Below are 19,188 nucleotides of genomic sequence, written 5' to 3' on the forward strand. Positions count from 1 at the left end.
AACGATTTTTTTAAGGTGAAATTTCAAATGAAATTCCGATGCTTTATTACTTCTATAAATTGTATTGATTATAATCTCATTCAAATAAAAAACGGTCATATCCCTATGACCGCTTTTTATTTTATTCTATTGTAATGCTCCAATCTCCGTCAGCTTTAACACCAAAGCTATACATTCCTGTGTCTTGGAATACTTGAGAAGCTGAGCCCTCATAGCTTCCAATTTTGTTAACAAGCAAGTTTTTATCATTCACTTTAATAATAAAGTTTCTTGAGCCCGTATGTTTAAGTTTAATTATATGATTACCACTTGGTACTTCGATAAATACCACATCGTCCCCATGACCGCTAACTGTGCCTGGTGTTTTTTCTGTATTTGGGGCAGCCTTTTGGGTTACCGAGCTACTCCAACCTCCACTTGATTTCACTTCTAAATAGTACTCTCCAGATGAAGGAATCGTTGTTTGGACTGTTCCTTTATAGCTCCCAATAGTATTTACTAATAATTGAGTGGCTGTACCCGAAGAATCTTTTAGATGAACGATGAAGTTTCTTGAACCTTGATTGGTAAGCTCAAAGAATGCTAAACCTGAATTCAAATTAATTTTACTTGTAACAGAATCTCCAGATCCTTCTAGTTTTTGTTTACTATTATTGTATGATTCTTCAAGTTTTTTCTTTAACTCTTCCTGCTCTTTTTCTTTAAGAATCCTTTGCTCTTCTTTAATTCTATCTTCTTCCTCTTTAATAAAGTTTGCAATAGAATCCTCATTATCAAAAACTTCAATCTTTGTAACAGCAGTCTTATTTAAAACAACAGCAGCTATTTGACCTTCAGAGGAATTGAAAGTGTATATAGCATACCCTTCGTAATCTTCAAAGGAGCGATTATTAAGACTTGCTTTTTCTTTTTTATTAGAAAAATCTTCTTTAGTCATTCCGACTGTAAACATCGATTTTATTTCTTCAATACCATATTTCTTGTATGTAACCTTTTCTTTTTTATCTTCTTTCTTTTCTTCTTGTTTTGCATTTGCAACTTTTTCAGCAGGCTTATTGTAAGTTGCATTTAATAAAAAAGAACTATCAAAAATAGAGTACCCTACAAATCCTATGACCATAAGGATAGCAAATTTCTTTTTACCATCTTTCTTTTTAACCAATAATTGAATGATTTTAGCTAAACCATATAAGCCCATAAAGAAAAATATTACAGCTATTCCACCTAAAAATGAGACATTAAATCCTAATACTACCATTGCTAATACAAATGAAATAATAGCTCTTTTTATCCATATTTTTGCTGGTTTTTTTCTAGTCTTACTTACTAATGAAATTACTAATAAAACAAGTGACGCAAAAAACAACAAACTTCCCACAGCTTCTAAAAATCCCATAACATGTCTCCTTCTGTCTTCCTCAATATTAAGTGTATTATACAGATATATTAATAGTAACTCATTATTCGCAAGGAAGTAAGGTGTTTAAGGGATGATTTAATTTTTAGATTTGTTAAATAAAAACAGGGGTTACAATTTGTTATTTAATAACTTTAATTCCATATTTCGTTAATCTATTGTTAATTTTTCAAAAACAGGACTTATTATAAGCCTCAACTATATAGGGCATTTTTGAAAATGAAATTATGCAAAATAAGAAACTGCTACCATTTCTCTCTACATGTTTCAATTAAATGCAGTAAGTACCTCTTCGTCATATCAGCCCTTCTCCACCTTGAAAGCATTCGCTTTTCTTTTGGATTCTGCCGCATTCGCTCTACCTCTTTCAATAAAGGCTCCCATTCTTTCGCTGAACGTTCTAATAAATATTGTAATCCTCTATCTTTTGAAACAATTGTTTTATGATCTAACGTATATAAAATACGTCCCATCGTAACGACAGCTGATTCTACCCATTCTTCTATGAAAAATAAATAAGGACGCTTCGCTTTTTCAAGCCAGTAATGTTCTACGTTGTATTTCATTGTATTTACTACATCGTCCCACTTTATTTGAAACGAAAGATCTTCAGCTTCTTTCCCGGTAACTGTAATACCTTGATTTTTTAACGTCCACCATGTGACCGCATTAATATCCCAATGACCTATATTCACTTTACCATCTGCACAATACACGTACTCATTCATTTCATCATTGTATTTCCCTAAATCAGCAAGCGGAATATACATACCATCCATTCTTTTACCTAACGTACTCTCACTAAGTTTCTTATGAAGTTCTACAAGTTGCTGTTTTTCAGCTTCATTCACAGAATCACTTATTACTGTAATAAAATCAACATCGCTCGTTTCTGCATGAAATGCACCGAGTGCAATGGAGCCGTAAATATATACCCCGACTATTTTTTCATCCGAAAAAATCCCTTTTAATTCTACTATGTACTGCTCCATTAATTGCTTTACTTCTTCTGGTAGAGCCTGCTTTATTCCATTCTCCACATCTATCCCTCCAATAAAAAAAGCCTTCGCAAATTCGCAAAGGCTTCATGCTTTATAAATATTTCTCGATTTCTTCGTAAACATCCTTCAAACGAGGATTTCCTTCTCCAACAATTTCTCCATTTACAAGAACGACTGGATAAAATAAATCTTCCTCCACTACTCGCTCTGCGAATACTTTTTTATCTTCATCTTCTTGTTCTTCTTGAAAATCAATATACTCAAACTTAAATTTATTTTCTTGTCCTTCATATTTACGACCAATCGCCGCTTGTAACCACTCAAACGTTTCTGTTGAAGATGGCATTCCGACGCAGCTCGCACAAATTACTTTCGTCCCATACACTTGCACATTAACCATTTCTTCTCCCCCACTTCTTGTTTCAACAGCATATTCAGATGTCTTAGTACATAAGCACATCATTTTACAAACTTATTCCCTACCCCTATACTGAAAAAACACGTTGTACACACGATATAATATTTTGACAATAAAACAAGAAGAGAAAAAATAGATTTTCCCCTCTATCTTGATTATAATAAAACTGATGAAAGGAGTCGATAAAAATGGAAAACCCACATATGCAAGAACAAGTACTAGAGGTATTAGATAAATTACGTCCATTCTTACTTCGCGATGGCGGAGACGTTGAATTAGTAGACATTGAAGAAGGTATCGTAAAATTACGCCTTATGGGTGCATGCGGAAGCTGCCCAAGTTCTACAATCACACTAAAAGCTGGTATCGAACGTGCACTACTTGAAGAAGTACCAGGCGTTATTGAAGTAGAACAAGTATTTTAATTTAAAAGCAGCGGTGGCTCGTTCAGCTCTGACTGGCTAAGGTTCTTTCGCATAGAAGGTGCTTTTTGCCTTCTTATGCGGAAGGTTCTTAGACACGAAGAGCTAGCCACCAGAGCTAGATAACATCTAAAAGCAGAAGCGGCTCGTTCAGAATCGCTTCCTAGAAAGAGACCCAAATGGGTCTCTTTTTTTATTCAAATAACACTTCCCCTTTAACATCATAAAACAAAATTGGAAATCCTTCTCAAAAAGTGCGATAATTAATACTATAGAATCGTTCACACATATACAGAAAAAAACATAGGGGGACGACACATGCCAAGAATGGGGAACACTTTCTTAACAATTCAAGAACTAGAAAAGAAAAAAGAGTATTTATTAGACATTTCATCCGTTATACCAACATGGAATGCAAGTTATCAATTTTTATTTAAAGAAATCCAGCAAGAATTATTGAGTAAAGTAAATGAAAAAATCGAAAGACATCAATTCATTTTAAATATATGTGCAGATCAACAGGTAGGGGCATAATGTATTACATACAATTGTGATATATAAAAAAGAGACCTCACCCGGTCTCTTTTTTCATTTTAAGATAGCCAATCTAATTTCCTAATGCCTAACTTATCAACAGGTAAACGAAATGACTCGTAAAAATGATTCATAAATTGCTCAGTGCGCTTCACATCATGTAAAATGATTTCTAAACGGGCTCTATATATGCCTTTTTGTTCTTCGTTTCCTGTTTGATAATATCGTTCAATCGTTTCAAAGTAGTGAAGCGGGAACAGAAGCCTTGCGAATAATAAGCGCCAACCAAATGAAGAGAGCGAATAATTACGTTCATAATCTGTAATGAATTGAACTACCGTTTGCTCCCAATCTTTCTTTTTTTCTATCATCATATAGCGAATACATTCTGCTATATCTCTACTTGGGTGATCATATACCCAATCAAAAGGAAGTTTTAAACGCTTCGTTTGCTGCCATAATAAAGGTGTAAATCGTTCTTGGCAAATTGTTGCTGCGTCAGTTATTTGTGGTGTATCGTCCATCTCTGTATCGACAACATATTGAATTGCATTTTCTGCAACTCCTAAGTAATACGGGAAGGATTCAATAAACAATTGATCGAATACGTCTGAAGGATGGTTCATCACTTGCGATTGCCAGAACCTTTCTAATTGGTCGAGCCTTTTTTCCCATAATGCTTTCCATTCACCAATGCGGCTTAATTGCTCAACTTCTTCTGGAAAGAATGCGCCACGTTTATGGAATATAGAAAGCTCACTTCCTAATGATGTAGCATGTCGCTCTAACATACGCATACCTTTTAATAAGCAGTAATTTTTTTCTTCTATCTCACTTACATAGTAGCCGTGTATAGTCGGAACGAAAGTCGAAACAGTTATATCCCCTTGCTGGTTCATATAATCACTGAGCTTTTTCATCTCTACAAGTACTTCTTCCTCCATTTCTCCAATTGGAACAAGTACATAAATTTTGTTGCGAATCCAAAAGCTTTTATAGGGGCCAAGGGGGATTAATTCTTTAATATGCATGTGATAATGCTCATAAATATGCTGAATCATCGCAGTCGCCACCTATGGTTTTTCTTTATATATATGAGCTTGTGCTCGCCTTTCATTCCTATGCACATGATAAAGCAACGAAACGTATACAAATACTAAAAAGAAAAAAAGGTGATAAACATGAAAGACTCAAATCAACTACAAGAAAGAGCATTACAACTATTACAAGAGCGCGGTGTAACAATTGACGATATTGCTGATCTTGTTCATTTTCTTCAAAAGAAATACCATGCAAATTTAGAGATGTCAGAATGTCGCTATAACGTTGAGCGTGTACTATCAAAACGAGAAGTACAAAACGCTCTTATTACAGGCATTGAACTTGATGTCCTTGCTGAAAAAGGAATGTTAAGTCAGCCGTTACAAGATATTGTAAAACGCGATGAAGGACTATATGGAATTGATGAAGTCATCGCACTTTCAATCGTTAACGTGTACGGGTCAATTGGCTTCACGAACTTTGGATATATCGATAAATTAAAACCAGGTATTTTAGAATACTTAAATGATAAATCAACTGGAAAGGTGCATACATTCCTTGATGATATCGTTGGCGGAATCGCTGCCGCTGCTTCAAGTCGTTTAGCGCACCGTGCTGAGCATTCAGAGTAACGTATCTAGGCCGTCAGTTTCATACTGACGGCCTTTCATATTCCATAAGCATGAACTCTCTTCCACGGCTCCAAAAAACAGGTCCTACTTGAAATCCAATATTTTTATATAGCCTAATCGCTCTCTCATTAAATGTCGCTACACTCAGTCGAAACATTTTCGAATTCAATTCCTCAGTAGCAAATGCTATTCCCGCTTGAAAAAATATTTCCCCCATCCCTTTCCCTGTTAACTCCGGCTTCATTCCAAGCCCAATATCTACTACATCTTCTCCCCTATATAAATTAGCATCTCTTCCCCCTGGCACTTGTGCATTTTCTCCAAAACAAAAATAGCCGATGAATTCTCCATTCTCTCCGCAACAACCGTAATATGTTCCATCTAGCAACTCTTCTATTACTTCAGCATCTCCCGAAAAGCTATATAACGTATAGGGATTTTCATACTTCCACGTATTTATTTCTTTCGCTTCTTCTTCTGTTAACTTATGTATATCCATTCATCTCGCTCCTTATCAAATACTCTACTAATCTATATGTATTTACTCATTCATTTTCCAAACTTGATTCTCCTCTAATCGTAATATGCATAGTTACATACGCACACCCCTTTAAAAAATGCTAAAATTTATTTGAATCGCTGTTGTTACACTTCTTGATTAAGAAAGACTGTTAACCGGAAAATTAACGTCTTATCAAACTCAAGCAATTGGCACATGTTGTCATCATGAAAGATACTCGAAAGAGTGTCTTTTTTTCTATACCTGAGCAGGACCTGCTCATTTACAAAACTAATGCATAAATTAATATAACTCTTAAACGTATTATTCCCTTTCTATACGTTGCAGCGTTCGTTGCGACAGATTCGGATAATAAAAAGCACTCCAGCCAGAGTGCTTTTTACTTTCAAACAAGGAGGTTACATATATGGATAGTACTCTTGTATTTAACTTTGGCATTGGTATTGTTATCATTTTATTCGTCTTCTTTGTTCTTTGTATGAGCGGGATATAGAACGGCTATTTTTAGCGTCTTTATTTTAGAAATAAAAAACAGGCAACCTCCTCCGGTTACCTGCCTTTCATTACATCTTCTCAATCCACTCCGTCAAGTTGTGCACAACTTGCGTCGGTTGTACTTCATATTCTGTTAACTTGTCCACAGTTGTTACTCCAGTGTGGACAAGAAGGGTATGCATACTAGCATTTATCCCGGCTAAAATGTCTGTATCGTAGTTATCCCCAACCATTAAAGCTTCTTCTTTTCCTATGCCAAGCACTTTTAACGCTTGTTCCATAATGATTGATTCTGGTTTACCAATAAAGATTGGGTCCACACCTGTTGATACTGCAACAACTGATGTTAATGAACCGTTACCTGGTAATAATCCGCGCTCAGTTGGAATTGCGATATCCCCATTTGTTGAAATAAACGTTGCACCGTTACGCACAGCAAGGCAAGCTTTTGCTAATTTTTCATATGTGATATCACGATCTAAACCAACAACAACGAAATCAGGATTTTCATCCACAAGTTCAAAGCCTTTTTCCACAAGTGCAGCGTGTAAGCCCTCTTCACCAATCATATATACAGTTGCATCTTGTTTGCGCTCATAAATAAAGCTCGCTGTAGCCATACTCGTTGTGAATACTTGCTCCGCTTTCGCTGGAATATCGAAACGAACAAGCTTTTCTGCAACTTGTTCTGGTTTACGAGTTGAGTTATTTGTAACGAATAAATATGGAATACCGCGCTCTCCTAACGCTTTTACGAAGTCGCTTGCTTCTTCAATTTGTTCTTCACCGCGATACATCGTACCGTCTAAATCAATTAAATAGCCTTTATACATCTGTTTGCCTCTCCTTCTATGCTAACGTTCATATCTATCATACCACTCTTATATTAACCCCTTTTTCAAAAGAAAAAAACGCTTTACCCTAAAGCGTCCCATAACGTTCATTTTTTCTCTTTTATTTGGTACGAACAATTACAATCGCCCACGCACATGTTTGCTAACGTCTTCACATTTGCATCTGCAAATAACCGCTTATACATATCTTTTTCATCTTCACACACTTGCGGGAATCTCTCTGCAATTTCCTTTAACGGACAGTTTTGCTTTTCAAATATGAAAGAATGCTCCCCATCTCGCTTTATTTGAACCATATAACCGTTTCTCTCTTGCATAGCAGCTACTTCTTGAACTTTATACGCTAAATTGCTTTGATTACTTATCCTCTTTTGCAACTGTTCTTCCATTCGTTTCGTTCTCGCTTGCAAGACGTGACGCAGCATTTTTTCATCGCCCATTCGAGCCAAATCTTCTAGCATATCAATAGCAAACTGCTTATATTCTTTCGGGAATGTATCTTCTCCCTTTTGACTTAATCCATACAAATATGTTGGGCGTCCAACATGCTGCCTTACCATCTTTGAATAAATTAGCTCATCATTTTCTAGTTTACTTAAATGTCGACGAATCGCCATCTCTGTAATTTCTAAAGCTTCGGCTAATTCTGCTACAGTATGCTCTCCTTTTATCTTCAGTAATTGTACAATCTCTTCTCTCGTAGTACGTGCTTCCCCCATAGCTCACCCTTCTCCCTTTTCTTTCTCCTATACAATATAAGATCCCCAAAGGAATTCCCGGGGATCTTATAAGCACAATTATTCTGGTACAAATGCAGATACAGGTCCTAATTCCTTTTCTAAATAACTGTGAATATTCGCTGGGTATTTCTCTACCACGGCGATATGTTTTTGAATCGTCTTATATAATTCATCATGATTCATTTGAATATAGTCTTGCGTAAGCATTTTTCGAAGAAGAATAATTTCTTTAATATGCGCTCCCTCTTCTCCACTTATAACTCTCTCGTCCATTAAAATATCAATAATATCTTCGTAACTTCCTGGATCGCGCATAATAAATCCATCAATCATCGCATTCCCTACATCTAATATACAATCGATAATAAGATGCGCCATGCGCTCTAATGCGTAAAATTCAAACTCGGTTTCATATGTCTTTTTCTCTTGAAATGTATTTGTTGCTCGTTCTAAACATACTAGCATTTGTTCTATTTTTTTTCTGTCTACGAAGTACATGAATGTCACCTACCTGGAAATTAAAGCATTTACATTTTAATTGTAACGCTTTCTTCTGAAAAAATCGACAATTTTTCGAATTCACCTTTTCCTCGTTATTTGTTATAGTTATATTTGTATGATTTTTGAAATTGGAGGAATGCAACCTTGGAACGTGAACTCGCACTAGAAATTGTCCGTGTAACAGAAGCAGCAGCCTTAGCATCCGCACAGTGGATGGGCCGCGGAAAGAAAAACGAAGCAGATGATGCAGCAACTACAGCTATGCGTGATATGTTCGATTCAGTAAACATGGCAGGTACAGTTGTAATCGGTGAAGGAGAACTTGATGAAGCACCGATGTTGTATATTGGTGAAGAACTAGGAACAGGTAACGGTCCAGAAGTAGATATCGCCGTTGATCCATTAGAAGGTACAAACATCGTTGCAAAAGGCCTTGCAAATGCAATGGCAGTTATCGCAATCGCAGATAAAGGAAACCTTCTTCATGCTCCTGATATGTACATGGAAAAAATCGCGGTTGGTCCAAAAGCAGCTGGTAAAATTAGCTTAGATGATCCAATTGAAAAAACAATTGAAATTGTAGCAGAAGCAAACAATAAAAAAATTCGTGACCTAACGGTTATCATCCAAGAACGTGAACGTCATCAAGATATTATTGACCGTGTTCGTGCAAAAGGTGCACGCGTAAAACTATTTGGTGATGGAGATGTTGGTGCATCAATCGCTACAGCTTTACCTGGAACAGGTATCGACTTATTCGTAGGTGTTGGCGGAGCTCCAGAAGGCGTTATTTCTGCAGCAGCATTAAAATGCCTTGAAGGTGAAATGCAAGCTCGCTTAGTTCCAATGAACGAAGAAGAAGAAGCTCGTTGTCGTGAAATGGGATTAGAAGATCCTCGTCAACTTCTTATGTTAGATGACTTAGTATCTGGTGATGATGCAATCTTCTCAGCAACAGGTGTATCTGCTGGTGAATTATTAGACGGCGTGAAATTCCTTGGCGGAGATTTAGCTGAAACATATTCTATCGTAATGCGTTACAAAACAAGAACAGTACGTTTCATTAAAACGCATCACCATTTAGATTATAAACCACACTTAAACTTAGATATTTAATAAAGGAGCCATGTGTATGGAAGAACGTTTCTTTCTGTACGACGATACAGTCGCTACAAAAACTCGTTTCGTTAGCTTTTTGGGGGAAAATGAGCGTCATGATTTAGCGCTTTTATACTCCGATCGTCATTACGGTAAAACGATAGTCCTTGATATGCAAAGCAACAAATTTGCTATCATCGGTCCTGACGATTTAAACGAACAAGGCTACTTAGAGCATGCATTTTCGATGTCTGAAGAAAATGCAGAAGAATTACGCTCATTTTTATTTGAACTTATATAATTTATCTGGTGCACCAGCTATGTTAGCTGGTGTTTTTTTACAATTTATATTTTGAATTTTCAATCTTATGTGTTATACTTATGAACAAATCTATTTGGATAGAAAGGACGTTATCTGCGTATGCCAACATTTACTTTGTAATGGACCAGCAATTGGATAGCATTACTCTCAAAAAAGCACCGTGCTTTTTCAAGGGAGTAGTCTGCCCATTCCCATTACAAAGGAACGTAACGCATCTGTAGTATGATGTTTACGGAGGTTCCTCTTGGGGGAACCTCCTTTTATTTTTGTCTCTTTCTTATGTCTTCATACTACAAGACATCCAAATAGCTGTATTACGTTCCTTTGCCACTAATATAAGAGGTGAAGGAAAATGCAGAAAGTACAACTTTCTTGGAGTTTATATGAAAACGAACTAGCAACAATCGAAAAGTATTGTAAAAATTGCAGACGCACTACCCTATTTACTGACACGAACATTCGCAGGCATAACGCAAACGGAAAGAACATATACCGATTTGCAATTTATAAATGTCCGAAAGATCATACGTGGAATCAAAAACTTCATATTTATAAATCATTTACTGATCACGTCGAAACTGTCGATATGACTCAGCAAGAACAAACGGAAACAAGTACTACCATTTCCATTACACAATACAAAGAAAGTGGTATAGCCGAAATAACGATCGTATTAGACATAGTTTTCGGTTCCCACCGGATTGATAAAGTGTTATCCACATATATTTCAGATTGGAGCCGCACTATCATTGTGGATAAAATTAAAAATGGGCATATCCAATTGAACGGACAACAAATGAAACCAAACAAAACTCTTTCTGAAGGTGATTACATTTCAATTTGTTTGTAAGGAGGACTCGCATGTTAAAGGTGAAAAAAGGTACGATTGATTTATTGAATGACTTAGATGTAATGTATACAGCATGCAAAGAATTACTCTTACAGAACCAAATTTACCAATGGGATGATTCTTATCCGACGCGAGAACACATTTCCTATCATCTAGAACAGGCCGAATTGTATTGTCTATTCCAAGATCAAGTACTTGTCGGTGCCGTCGTCTTAAACGAAGCACCGTCTCCAGAATACAAACTAATTGACTGGTCAGAAATAGACGGACGCTTTCTTATCGTCCACTCTTTTGTCATCCATCCGCTCGCGCAAGGCAAAGGATATAGTAAAGTACTTTTATCCTTTTGGGAAAGCGAAGCAAGACAGATGGGCTACAAAGGAATACGCCTAGATTGCTTTACAGGTAATCCCGTTTCATTAAGCTTATATGAAAAAAATAATTATATTTGTCGAGGTGCTGTTTACTTTGCAAGTAAACAGCCTCCTCATAATTGGTATAATTGCTATGAAAAAAACCTCTTACAATCGTAAGAGGTTTTTTTATTTCTTCACTTTTCGTAATACGAAGTGTGCACAACCGAAGTTACAGTACTCGTATAAATACTCTGATAAAGTACTAATTTTCGTATCATATGTCGAACGTTGATTACTATCATCAAAGAATCCGCGCAATCTAAGTTGCTCATAACCCCAGTCTCCAACGATATAATCATATTTATTTAAAATTTCCGCATAGCGCTCTTTAAATGCTTCTTCACTAAAACCGTCACGAAAGTTTTTAATTACTTCGTACTGAACATTATTAACGCTCACCGTAGTATGAATCTCTTGCTTTTGCTCCATTATGAACTTCCTCTCTAAGCATTCTTCTTTTTATCGTATCACAAAGCATAACAACCAACAATTTCAAATACAAAAAATTGCAAATTAGTACATGCTATGGAGAAGGAGGTGATACATCGTGAAAAAACAAATTTTACTTTCCCTTCTCACTCTTTCCTTATTTGCAGGCTGCCAATCAACTAATAAAGCCGAAATGGAGCGTGAAGAAGGAAGTCGTGTTCTTGTTTCCAACAAAAACGACATGTATCATACGGAAAATACAAATACACGGCTCACAAGGGTGGGCTATTCATCTAAACAAAAACATGAAGTATCTAACAAACAAGTAGGAGCCATTAACCGTGAGAAAGTCGCCGAAATGATTACGAGCATGACGGTCAAACTTCCTGACGTCACCAATGCCGCTACACTCGTTACCGACGACGAAGTGTTCGTTGTATACCGTGCAAACACAACGGATCCGAAACTCGTAACAGATCAAGTATATAAAACTGCTTTGTCCATCGTTCCTCGCTATTATAAAGCATATGTATCAACAAACCAAAAGTTGATTTCTCAAATTCAAGGTCTTCAATCTGGTAGCTTAAACGATAAAGAATATGAACAAAGTCTTGATATGTTAAAACGTGAAATGAGCGATAATCCTCATTTGAACAATACAGGGGATCAAACTTTAAATGACATGATTAAAAAATAAAAAGGTGGAGAAAACCTCCACCTTTTTACTATTTCTTACGATCCGCATAAACCTCCATCGCATCACACATAAACTGCGCTAATCCCACGCCAAACTTATCAATATTTTTCGTAAAGCGCTCATCAGCAACATACATTTGACCGAGTCCCTTAAATGCCTCTAATGAATATTCACCGAAGTTTTGCAAGTAATCGTACCATACCCCGATTGCGGATTGTGCCTCTTTAGAATCCGGTGCTCCATTTCGAAGTGTCGCTAGATTTCTGTAAATAGTATTAAACTCCTCCTGTTTCTCTGTAGACATACCCTTCGCTGTTTTATTCGCTTTATCTACAGCCTCATCTCCCCATCGTTCACGTGCTTCTTCTTCGTACGGGTTATGACTAAAATCAAATCCTTCAAATTTCTCTTTATTTGTCATCTCAATGTCTCCTTTTGTATGCTTAATTGTTTTATCAATCGTCGCTATCACTTTATCCAACCTAGCTCGCTTTTCAAGAAGCATTTTCTTATGAAGCTGTAATGCCTCTTCACGGTCGAATGAAGGACTCATGATAATTTCCTTAATTTTCTTTAAAGGGAAGCCAAGCTCTTTGAAAAATAAAATTTGCTGCAATGTTTCTAAATTTTCATTGGAATACAGACGATATCCAGACTCTGTCGTCTCATCTGGGGTTAACAACCCAATCTCATCGTAATGATGCAGTGTGCGCACACTAATTCCAACTAAATTAGCTACTTCTTTTACCCTCATTGTCATGCGTATCTCCCCCTTAATACATACGATAAAGTATGACGCAACGTTAGAGTCAATAAAAATTCCATTTTGTTTTTGAAAGATTCATCTCTCCACATTCTCCTACATTTCATGCATAATATATATGTACATACATTAGAAAGCGGTGAAAGTATGGTTTCAAATACTGTAATTGCCAGCATCATCATTCAACTCGTTGTTTCGGTTCTGGTCCCAATTATTGTACTCGTTTATTTCCGTAAAAAATATAATATTAATTTGAAAATAGTTGGTGTTGGTGTCCTTATCTTTATCGGGTTTACCCAAATCCTCGAAACACCATTCCAATTATTCATGCGTGGTAATCCCACAACAGCTGAGTTTTTAAAGAACCCATTTATCTTTTCGATTTTCGGCGGACTAACTGCTGGTATTTTTGAAGAACTAGGTCGTTTCGTTGCCTTTTACTACTTACTGAAAAAATATCGAGATTATAAAGACGGTCTTGCGTACGGAATTGGACACGGCGGTATTGAATCGATTTTAGTCGGCGGATTCGCTGGGCTTCAAACTCTTACCTTTGCAACATCTATTAACAATGGTAGCTTCGCTCAAATGGTTGAACAATACCCACAGTTGAGCCATATCAAGGACTTGTTAATAGAGCAACCTGCCTATTTATACTTACTTGGTAGCCTAGAAAGAATTATGGCACTCGTGCTGCAAATTGCCTTCACAATGCTTGTCGTATACGCGGTAAAACAAAAGAAATACATTTTCCTCGTATACGCTATACTATTCCACGCACTTGTAGACTTTTTCGCAGCACTTTACCAAACAAAAATGATTAACATCTTTGTAGCAGAAGGAATTACTCTTCTCTTCGCGATTGGTGGTTTCATTCTTATTCGTAAAATGAAAGAGAAATTAGTAAGTGTGCCAGAATAAAAAATAACCCACCAGTTGGTGGGTTATTTTTTATATGGATTTTCGTAGTGATGATAACTTTTCCCCCCTCGCAGCTCCCTCTTTGTTTCTGCATCTATAACGATGTACTTATGAAACTCATCTACTTCATCTTGAGAAAAGGAACCAAAAAAATAAAGTGAAACTTTAATCAGTGGAGGTTTATCCACTGATTATTAGTTGAACCAATCGGGCTTTTACGGGCAGTTAATCTCCCATTTAACTACTTTTCTTTAAAACTGAATTTTGAGGTGGGAGTCTTACTGCCCGTTAATGCGGGGTAAACTTGGCGATCAGGGTGAATAAAAAAATCTTGAAACACCACGCTACTCCGACAACCCACGGCTGTTTTTTGTCTGAAAGAAAATTCTTCATCGGGCACTTCTTTAAATAAAATCTTTTTCCGAACACTATATGCTGCATTTTTATATTCTTTATACACCTTTTTATCTAACTGTTCGTAAAACACATCCTCACTCACAAACGATTTATTTCGATTGCTTGGATAATTTAATTTTGTATTCGATTCTGCATATGTTGTGGACAAGTGTATAAAAAAACAAAGACCGAATATAATACATATCATTTTTTTCATCATTACACCTCAAATGTTCATTTATCCACATTACTTTTCCACATACTTAGATCACTATTCCGTTTCCAATAAAAAGGAATTATTTCCACATTTGTCGAAGTATATAGCGTCAACTTGAAAGATGGGGATGAATTATGAAGAAAATTATTGTAATACGACATTGTTCCGCAACTGGACAAAAACGTGATGCCGAATTAACGTTTGCCGGAAAAGATCAAGCTAACACCCTTGCTGCATTCCTCTTAGAAAATCAGCTACAAATAGATCATATTATTTCGAGCCCATTTGTCCGAGCTATCGATTCCATTCGGCCCTATGCGCTCAAAGCTAACCTATCTATCGAAGAGGATGAACGATTAACTGAACGTATATTAAGCAACGTTCCGATGGATGATTGGATGCAAAAACTAGAATCTACTTTTACAAACATAGATATTGCCTTTTCAGGCGGAGAGTCAACAAAACAAGCAACGGACCGTGCTATATCGCTTATCCAAGACGTTTTAAAGTTAAACCATACTACAACACTACTCGTTACACATGGAAACTTACTTACGCTCATTTTAAAGCACTTTGATCGTACGATCGGCTTTAGTGAATGGAGAACTTTAACGAATCCTGATGTTTACGAAATTACAATCGATGAACAAAGTTTCATAAAACGATTATGGGAAGCATCGTCCAAATAGTATCCCTTTCCAAAACACTCAGTTGACGCCACGAGAAGAGACTGTATTAACAATAGAGAGGGGTATCATTCCATATGTACGAAGACGTACTTTCTTTACTACATAAAACAAATGCTTCTTATGAAAAGTTTGAACACGAACCAGTACTTGACTATGAAACAGATCGTATCGTTCGTGAAAGACTTGGTTTGCAAGGCACTCCAAGTAAAAGCTTATTTTTAAAATCAAAATCCGGGGAGCATTACGTATTCTTTACGTTAGAAGGCACTCGCCTCAACCGAGGAGAGATGAAAGAAATAACAGGAGAGAACTTATCTCTCTGTTCTCCTAATGAGCTAAGAGAAGAAACTGGTTGCACTCCTGGATGTGTAGCTCCTTTCGGTTATTCACAAGATGTAACGATTATTGTGGACAGTTCAATTTATACTTACGATAAAATTTTAATTACACCTGGTGTACCTGAATTTACAATTGAATTATCCACAGAGGAATTAAAAAAGATTTTATCCACATGTCAAAATAAAGTTTTAGAGTATAAGAAAAAAGAGAGCTAATGATTAGCTCTCTTTTTTCATTATTTCGCTTCTGCTACTTTTTCTTTTGCAGAACGTACTTGCTCGTCCGCATGATAAGAAGAACGTACAAGTGGACCAGCTTCACAGTGGCTAAATCCTTTGCTAAGTGCAATTTCTTTAAGCTCTGCAAATTCTGCTGGTGGGTAATATTTAATAACTGGTAAATGCTTCTTAGATGGTTGTAGGTATTGTCCAAGAGTTAAAATATCCACATTGTTTGCACGTAAGTCATCCATTGCTTCAATTAAATCTTCTCTCGTTTCACCTAAGCCCAGCATAATGCTCGATTTAGTTGGAATATCAGGCTGCATTTCTTTTGCTCGACGTAAAAACTCTAATGAACGGTCATATTTTGCTCTAGCGCGAACTCGGTTAGATAATCGACGTACTGTTTCAATGTTATGGTTCAAAATATCTGGTTTTGCATCCATTAACATTTTTAAGTTTTCTTCTACCCCACCCATATCAGATGGTAATACTTCGATAGACGTGAATGGATTTTCACGACGTACAGCGCGTACTGTTTCAGCAAAAACAGCTGCTCCGCCGTCCTTTAAATCATCACGTGCAACCGCTGTTATAACAACGTGCTTTAAGCCCATTTGTACTACAGAATCTGCTACGCGTTCTGGTTCTTGTAAATCAAGCTCAGTTGGTAAGCCTGTTTTAACCGCACAAAAACGACAAGCACGTGTACAAACCGCACCTAAGATCATAAATGTTGCTGTTTTCCTTACAGCCCAGCATTCATGAATATTCGGACATTTCGCCTCTTCACAAACTGTATGAAGATTCTTAGAACGCATCATTTTCTTTAAGCCTGTATAGTTTTCATTCGTGTTTAACTTAATTTTCAACCATTCGGGCTTGCGCTTATACTCTGTTTGTTTTGTCATGGTTATCAACTCCGCACAATATGAAATAGTTTACCGTGTTCGCTTCTTTCAATGTAACATATCTATTCTAACGTATGAAAGCGATTTGCTCAAATGAAGATTCTAAGATTTTTTCCAATCGTTCCCTATAATGAAATACTCCGTATATCCCACACTAAAAAGAGTGATGTTGTGAAAGGAGTCTATTTCATGCTTCGAAAAATTTCTCTTTTGCTTTCGATTTGCTTTCTTCTCCACCAAAACATCGCTTACGGTGAAGATAATCAGCAAAGCATATATGAAAAGCGCATGGCACTATATAAAGAAACTGAGCAATCTTCCGGTATTCCGTGGTATTACTTAGCCGCAATGGATCAATACGAAAGAAACATACGGAGCGTAAGAAAAGATATTCCGAAAAAACCAGATGCCATCATTTCCCTTTATTTCAAACCTGAAATATGGGCTGGACCTGTGAATAGTAATGATACTCTCCCCCATACAATTTCTCTATTTGGCGGAATGGGTTTAGATGGTGACAAAGATGGATTTGCAAATGCAAATAACGACCGTGATCTTCTGCATACAGCAGCAACTATTTTAAAGAAACAAGGAACGTCGGAAGACCGTGTTAACATTATGCTTTGGGAATATTATAGACGTGCAAAAACAGTTGAATTAATTACAGAATACGCCCGAATTTATAAACATTATGGACGCATTAATTTAGAAGGCAATGCTTTCCCTCTCCCGATTCGCAGTGACCATAGCTATCGTAGTACTTTCGGTGCTGGTAGAAGCTTTGGCGGCAGGAGGATTCATGAAGGAACCGATATTTTCGCTGGATATGGCGTACCAGTACGATCAACTTGCTATGGCGTTATTGAAACAAAAGGATGGAATCGTCTTGGTGGATGGCGCATTGGTATTCGTGACCTTCATAATAATTACCACTATTACGCTCATTTAGGCGGGTTCTCTAAAGAAATACAGCTCGGACAAATTGTCGAACCAGGAAAAGTAATCGGATTTGTCGGTAGTACCGGCTACGGTCCTCCTGGTACAGCTGGAAAATTCCCGCCCCACTTACATTTCGGCATGTATAAAGACAATGGCTATACAGAATGGGCTTTCGATCCATACATGCATTTAAGCCTTTGGGAACGAAAAGAACGAGCAAATACAAAACGATAACCGTAGCAAATTGCTACGGTTATTTTTATAAATATAAATCAATAGAACACTACTGACTAATTATCCGTTTTCTTTTTATCTGGTACAGTAACTCCCCCACTTCCGTAATAAGTAGGCACTTCACCTTGAACGATGCGCGTCGCAATCGGAATGTTTTGCTTCACCTTAATTTCTTTCGTGCGTAACGGAATCATAACTTGTAACGTCACTTCTACTTCCATAATAATTTTGATCGCCGTATTATTAATTCCTTGCGGCTCAACTAATTGTTTAATATCCGTATTCACATGACCAATTGGCGTAAAATTAATCGGAATATCCGGTCCTATATTACCAAGAAGCGCATTATCAGTTATGCGCCCAAAAGGAACTGACATAGATACCCCATTCTCTTCAAAAATACCAAGTGCTTTCGTATCCCCTTTTTCTACTTGTTGTAAATATTTTTCTATGTATGCAGTAGTCGATGTTAATATTTCATTTACTTGTTTTGTATTTAAATCAATTGTAGATACTTTCCCGTTCCTATCCGTTTGTACTTTCATTAATGAATCTACATCAAACCCTTCATTAATTCGGTCTTTTACCGCTTTTGTCATAACTGCTGTTGCCATTTTATGAGTCTCTGTTTCCCCATATTTAATTAACGTTGGCTGAATACTTTTATTTACAATCCATAAACCTTGAACTACCATTACGATAAAAAGAATAAATGAAATAAGCAGTATATACCGAAAGGAAATCGGTCCCCTTCGAAACCGCGAATTTTTCGAACGAAATATGCCCATAAGAAAACCCTCCTTCTTATATTATTTCTATGCAAGAAAGAGGGACGATATATGCTTATCTCATTTTTAATAGTGCATCTTTTCCGATTGTGCCTACCGGAATACCTAAAGCTTCGGCTCCAGTCGTTACTGATTCCAGCGGTGCTTCAAGAAGTTGTTCAATCGTTCTTACACCAACCGCACGGCCAGCAATAATTCCTCGATCACCTAACTTCTCATTTAGAAGACCTACATCTAAAGCACCGCACATAATATATCCTTTATCGCTCATTACAGCTAGCAAATTTGTCTTTGGAAGTTTTACGCTAACAGCAATGAACGTATAGTTATCAATTATAATTGGCTCTACATTAACCATAGTTCACACTCCTCTCTTTCTTATC

26 protein-coding genes are annotated in these 19,188 nt (G+C 36.8%); 12 read left to right on the plus strand and 14 right to left on the minus strand.

Features of this window, described 5'->3' with window-relative positions:
• Positions 1 to 121: 121 nt before the first annotated feature.
• The 3 genes from MR155_RS21965 to MR155_RS21975 form a co-directional block, all read right to left on the minus strand.
• Positions 122 to 1,396 (minus strand): tripartite tricarboxylate transporter TctB family protein, encoded by a 1,275-nt coding sequence (locus tag MR155_RS21965; RefSeq protein ID WP_242311081.1) that lies wholly within the window; start codon positions 1,394 to 1,396, stop codon positions 122 to 124.
• A gap of 266 nt (positions 1,397 to 1,662) precedes the next feature.
• Positions 1,663 to 2,472 (minus strand): nucleotidyltransferase domain-containing protein, encoded by an 810-nt coding sequence (locus MR155_RS21970; protein ID WP_242311116.1) that lies wholly within the window; start codon positions 2,470 to 2,472, stop codon positions 1,663 to 1,665.
• A gap of 37 nt (positions 2,473 to 2,509) precedes the next feature.
• Positions 2,510 to 2,818 (minus strand): YuzD family protein, encoded by a 309-nt coding sequence (locus tag MR155_RS21975; RefSeq protein ID WP_002068102.1) that lies wholly within the window; start codon positions 2,816 to 2,818, stop codon positions 2,510 to 2,512.
• A 206-nt stretch (positions 2,819 to 3,024) separates the two neighbouring features.
• Between MR155_RS21975 and MR155_RS21980 the strand changes: the two genes are divergently transcribed.
• Positions 3,025 to 3,261 carry a NifU family protein gene (locus MR155_RS21980; protein ID WP_000431159.1) on the plus strand — a complete coding sequence of 79 codons (237 nt, stop codon included), beginning with the start codon at positions 3,025 to 3,027 and terminating at the stop codon, positions 3,259 to 3,261.
• Between the two features lie 315 nt (positions 3,262 to 3,576).
• Complete coding sequence (locus MR155_RS21985) at positions 3,577 to 3,792, plus strand: carbonic anhydrase (RefSeq protein ID WP_242311082.1); 216 nt, start codon at positions 3,577 to 3,579, stop codon at positions 3,790 to 3,792.
• A 59-nt stretch (positions 3,793 to 3,851) separates the two neighbouring features.
• On the opposite strand, the gene yutH is transcribed toward MR155_RS21985, so the two are convergent.
• Positions 3,852 to 4,853, minus strand: coding sequence for a spore coat putative kinase YutH (yutH, locus tag MR155_RS21990; RefSeq protein WP_061690089.1), 1,002 nt, complete (start codon positions 4,851 to 4,853; stop codon positions 3,852 to 3,854).
• 120 nt (positions 4,854 to 4,973) lie between these two features.
• On the opposite strand from yutH, the gene MR155_RS21995 reads away from it, so the two are divergent.
• Positions 4,974 to 5,465 (plus strand): phosphatidylglycerophosphatase A family protein, encoded by a 492-nt coding sequence (locus MR155_RS21995; protein WP_002015902.1) that lies wholly within the window; start codon positions 4,974 to 4,976, stop codon positions 5,463 to 5,465.
• 19 nt (positions 5,466 to 5,484) lie between these two features.
• On the opposite strand, the gene MR155_RS22000 is transcribed toward MR155_RS21995, so the two are convergent.
• The 4 genes from MR155_RS22000 to MR155_RS22015 form a co-directional block, all read right to left on the minus strand.
• Positions 5,485 to 5,964 carry a GNAT family N-acetyltransferase gene (locus MR155_RS22000; RefSeq protein ID WP_242311083.1) on the minus strand — a complete coding sequence of 160 codons (480 nt, stop codon included), beginning with the start codon at positions 5,962 to 5,964 and terminating at the stop codon, positions 5,485 to 5,487.
• Positions 5,965 to 6,548: 584 nt separating this feature from the next.
• Positions 6,549 to 7,313 carry a TIGR01457 family HAD-type hydrolase gene (locus tag MR155_RS22005; RefSeq protein WP_219301046.1) on the minus strand — a complete coding sequence of 255 codons (765 nt, stop codon included), beginning with the start codon at positions 7,311 to 7,313 and terminating at the stop codon, positions 6,549 to 6,551.
• Positions 7,314 to 7,420: 107 nt separating this feature from the next.
• Positions 7,421 to 8,053 carry a helix-turn-helix transcriptional regulator gene (locus MR155_RS22010; protein WP_002139296.1) on the minus strand — a complete coding sequence of 211 codons (633 nt, stop codon included), beginning with the start codon at positions 8,051 to 8,053 and terminating at the stop codon, positions 7,421 to 7,423.
• A 78-nt stretch (positions 8,054 to 8,131) separates the two neighbouring features.
• Complete coding sequence (locus tag MR155_RS22015; RefSeq protein WP_002015910.1) at positions 8,132 to 8,572, minus strand: DUF86 domain-containing protein; 441 nt, start codon at positions 8,570 to 8,572, stop codon at positions 8,132 to 8,134.
• A gap of 147 nt (positions 8,573 to 8,719) precedes the next feature.
• Between MR155_RS22015 and glpX the strand changes: the two genes are divergently transcribed.
• From glpX to MR155_RS22035, 4 genes are all read left to right on the plus strand, one after another.
• On the plus strand, positions 8,720 to 9,691 hold the full coding sequence (gene glpX / locus MR155_RS22020) for a class II fructose-bisphosphatase (RefSeq protein WP_242311084.1): 972 nt from the start codon (positions 8,720 to 8,722) through the stop codon (positions 9,689 to 9,691).
• Between the two features lie 16 nt (positions 9,692 to 9,707).
• Positions 9,708 to 9,974: a DUF3055 domain-containing protein gene (locus tag MR155_RS22025; protein WP_002034592.1), complete on the plus strand. Its 267-nt coding sequence runs from the start codon at positions 9,708 to 9,710 to the stop codon at positions 9,972 to 9,974.
• Positions 9,975 to 10,347: 373 nt separating this feature from the next.
• Entirely contained in the window at positions 10,348 to 10,845 is a 498-nt protein-coding gene (locus MR155_RS22030) for a hypothetical protein (RefSeq protein ID WP_002166522.1), read from the plus strand.
• 11 nt (positions 10,846 to 10,856) lie between these two features.
• Positions 10,857 to 11,378, plus strand: coding sequence for a GNAT family N-acetyltransferase (locus MR155_RS22035; RefSeq protein WP_242311085.1), 522 nt, complete (start codon positions 10,857 to 10,859; stop codon positions 11,376 to 11,378).
• 9 nt (positions 11,379 to 11,387) lie between these two features.
• On the opposite strand, the gene MR155_RS22040 is transcribed toward MR155_RS22035, so the two are convergent.
• Entirely contained in the window at positions 11,388 to 11,690 is a 303-nt protein-coding gene (locus MR155_RS22040) for a YutD family protein (protein ID WP_000435944.1), read from the minus strand.
• A gap of 118 nt (positions 11,691 to 11,808) precedes the next feature.
• Here MR155_RS22040 and MR155_RS22045 point away from each other — a divergent pair, with 118 nt between their 5' ends.
• The gene (locus MR155_RS22045; protein WP_002145065.1) at positions 11,809 to 12,387 is read left to right on the plus strand and encodes a YhcN/YlaJ family sporulation lipoprotein; all 579 of its coding nucleotides are present in this window, start codon (positions 11,809 to 11,811) and stop codon (positions 12,385 to 12,387) included.
• Positions 12,388 to 12,415: 28 nt separating this feature from the next.
• Here the strand turns inward: MR155_RS22045 and MR155_RS22050 are convergent, their stop codons facing one another.
• Positions 12,416 to 13,147, minus strand: coding sequence for a MerR family transcriptional regulator (locus tag MR155_RS22050; protein ID WP_242311086.1), 732 nt, complete (start codon positions 13,145 to 13,147; stop codon positions 12,416 to 12,418).
• A 108-nt stretch (positions 13,148 to 13,255) separates the two neighbouring features.
• Between MR155_RS22050 and MR155_RS22055 the strand changes: the two genes are divergently transcribed.
• Entirely contained in the window at positions 13,256 to 14,071 is an 816-nt protein-coding gene (locus MR155_RS22055) for a YhfC family intramembrane metalloprotease (RefSeq protein WP_242311087.1), read from the plus strand.
• Between the two features lie 241 nt (positions 14,072 to 14,312).
• On the opposite strand, the gene MR155_RS22060 is transcribed toward MR155_RS22055, so the two are convergent.
• Positions 14,313 to 14,684 carry a hypothetical protein gene (locus MR155_RS22060; RefSeq protein WP_242311088.1) on the minus strand — a complete coding sequence of 124 codons (372 nt, stop codon included), beginning with the start codon at positions 14,682 to 14,684 and terminating at the stop codon, positions 14,313 to 14,315.
• A 134-nt stretch (positions 14,685 to 14,818) separates the two neighbouring features.
• Between MR155_RS22060 and MR155_RS22065 the strand changes: the two genes are divergently transcribed.
• Positions 14,819 to 15,373 carry a histidine phosphatase family protein gene (locus MR155_RS22065; protein ID WP_242311089.1) on the plus strand — a complete coding sequence of 185 codons (555 nt, stop codon included), beginning with the start codon at positions 14,819 to 14,821 and terminating at the stop codon, positions 15,371 to 15,373.
• Positions 15,374 to 15,447: 74 nt separating this feature from the next.
• Complete coding sequence (locus MR155_RS22070; RefSeq protein ID WP_002089362.1) at positions 15,448 to 15,927, plus strand: YbaK/EbsC family protein; 480 nt, start codon at positions 15,448 to 15,450, stop codon at positions 15,925 to 15,927.
• Between the two features lie 20 nt (positions 15,928 to 15,947).
• Here the strand turns inward: MR155_RS22070 and lipA are convergent, their stop codons facing one another.
• Positions 15,948 to 16,844 carry a lipoyl synthase gene (gene lipA, locus MR155_RS22075; RefSeq protein WP_002015922.1) on the minus strand — a complete coding sequence of 299 codons (897 nt, stop codon included), beginning with the start codon at positions 16,842 to 16,844 and terminating at the stop codon, positions 15,948 to 15,950.
• A gap of 189 nt (positions 16,845 to 17,033) precedes the next feature.
• Here lipA and MR155_RS22080 point away from each other — a divergent pair, with 189 nt between their 5' ends.
• Positions 17,034 to 18,017 carry a M23 family metallopeptidase gene (locus MR155_RS22080; protein ID WP_215587022.1) on the plus strand — a complete coding sequence of 328 codons (984 nt, stop codon included), beginning with the start codon at positions 17,034 to 17,036 and terminating at the stop codon, positions 18,015 to 18,017.
• A gap of 56 nt (positions 18,018 to 18,073) precedes the next feature.
• Here MR155_RS22080 and yunB read toward each other — a convergent pair whose 3' ends face one another.
• Positions 18,074 to 18,805 carry a sporulation protein YunB gene (yunB, locus tag MR155_RS22085; RefSeq protein WP_242311090.1) on the minus strand — a complete coding sequence of 244 codons (732 nt, stop codon included), beginning with the start codon at positions 18,803 to 18,805 and terminating at the stop codon, positions 18,074 to 18,076.
• Between the two features lie 55 nt (positions 18,806 to 18,860).
• Entirely contained in the window at positions 18,861 to 19,163 is a 303-nt protein-coding gene (locus MR155_RS22090; RefSeq protein WP_002015926.1) for a YunC family protein, read from the minus strand.
• Positions 19,164 to 19,188 lie beyond the last annotated feature (25 nt).

The organism is Bacillus cereus group sp. BfR-BA-01331 (genome assembly GCF_022663915.1).
GTDB classification, from domain to species: Bacteria; Bacillota; Bacilli; order Bacillales; family Bacillaceae_G; genus Bacillus_A; species Bacillus_A mycoides.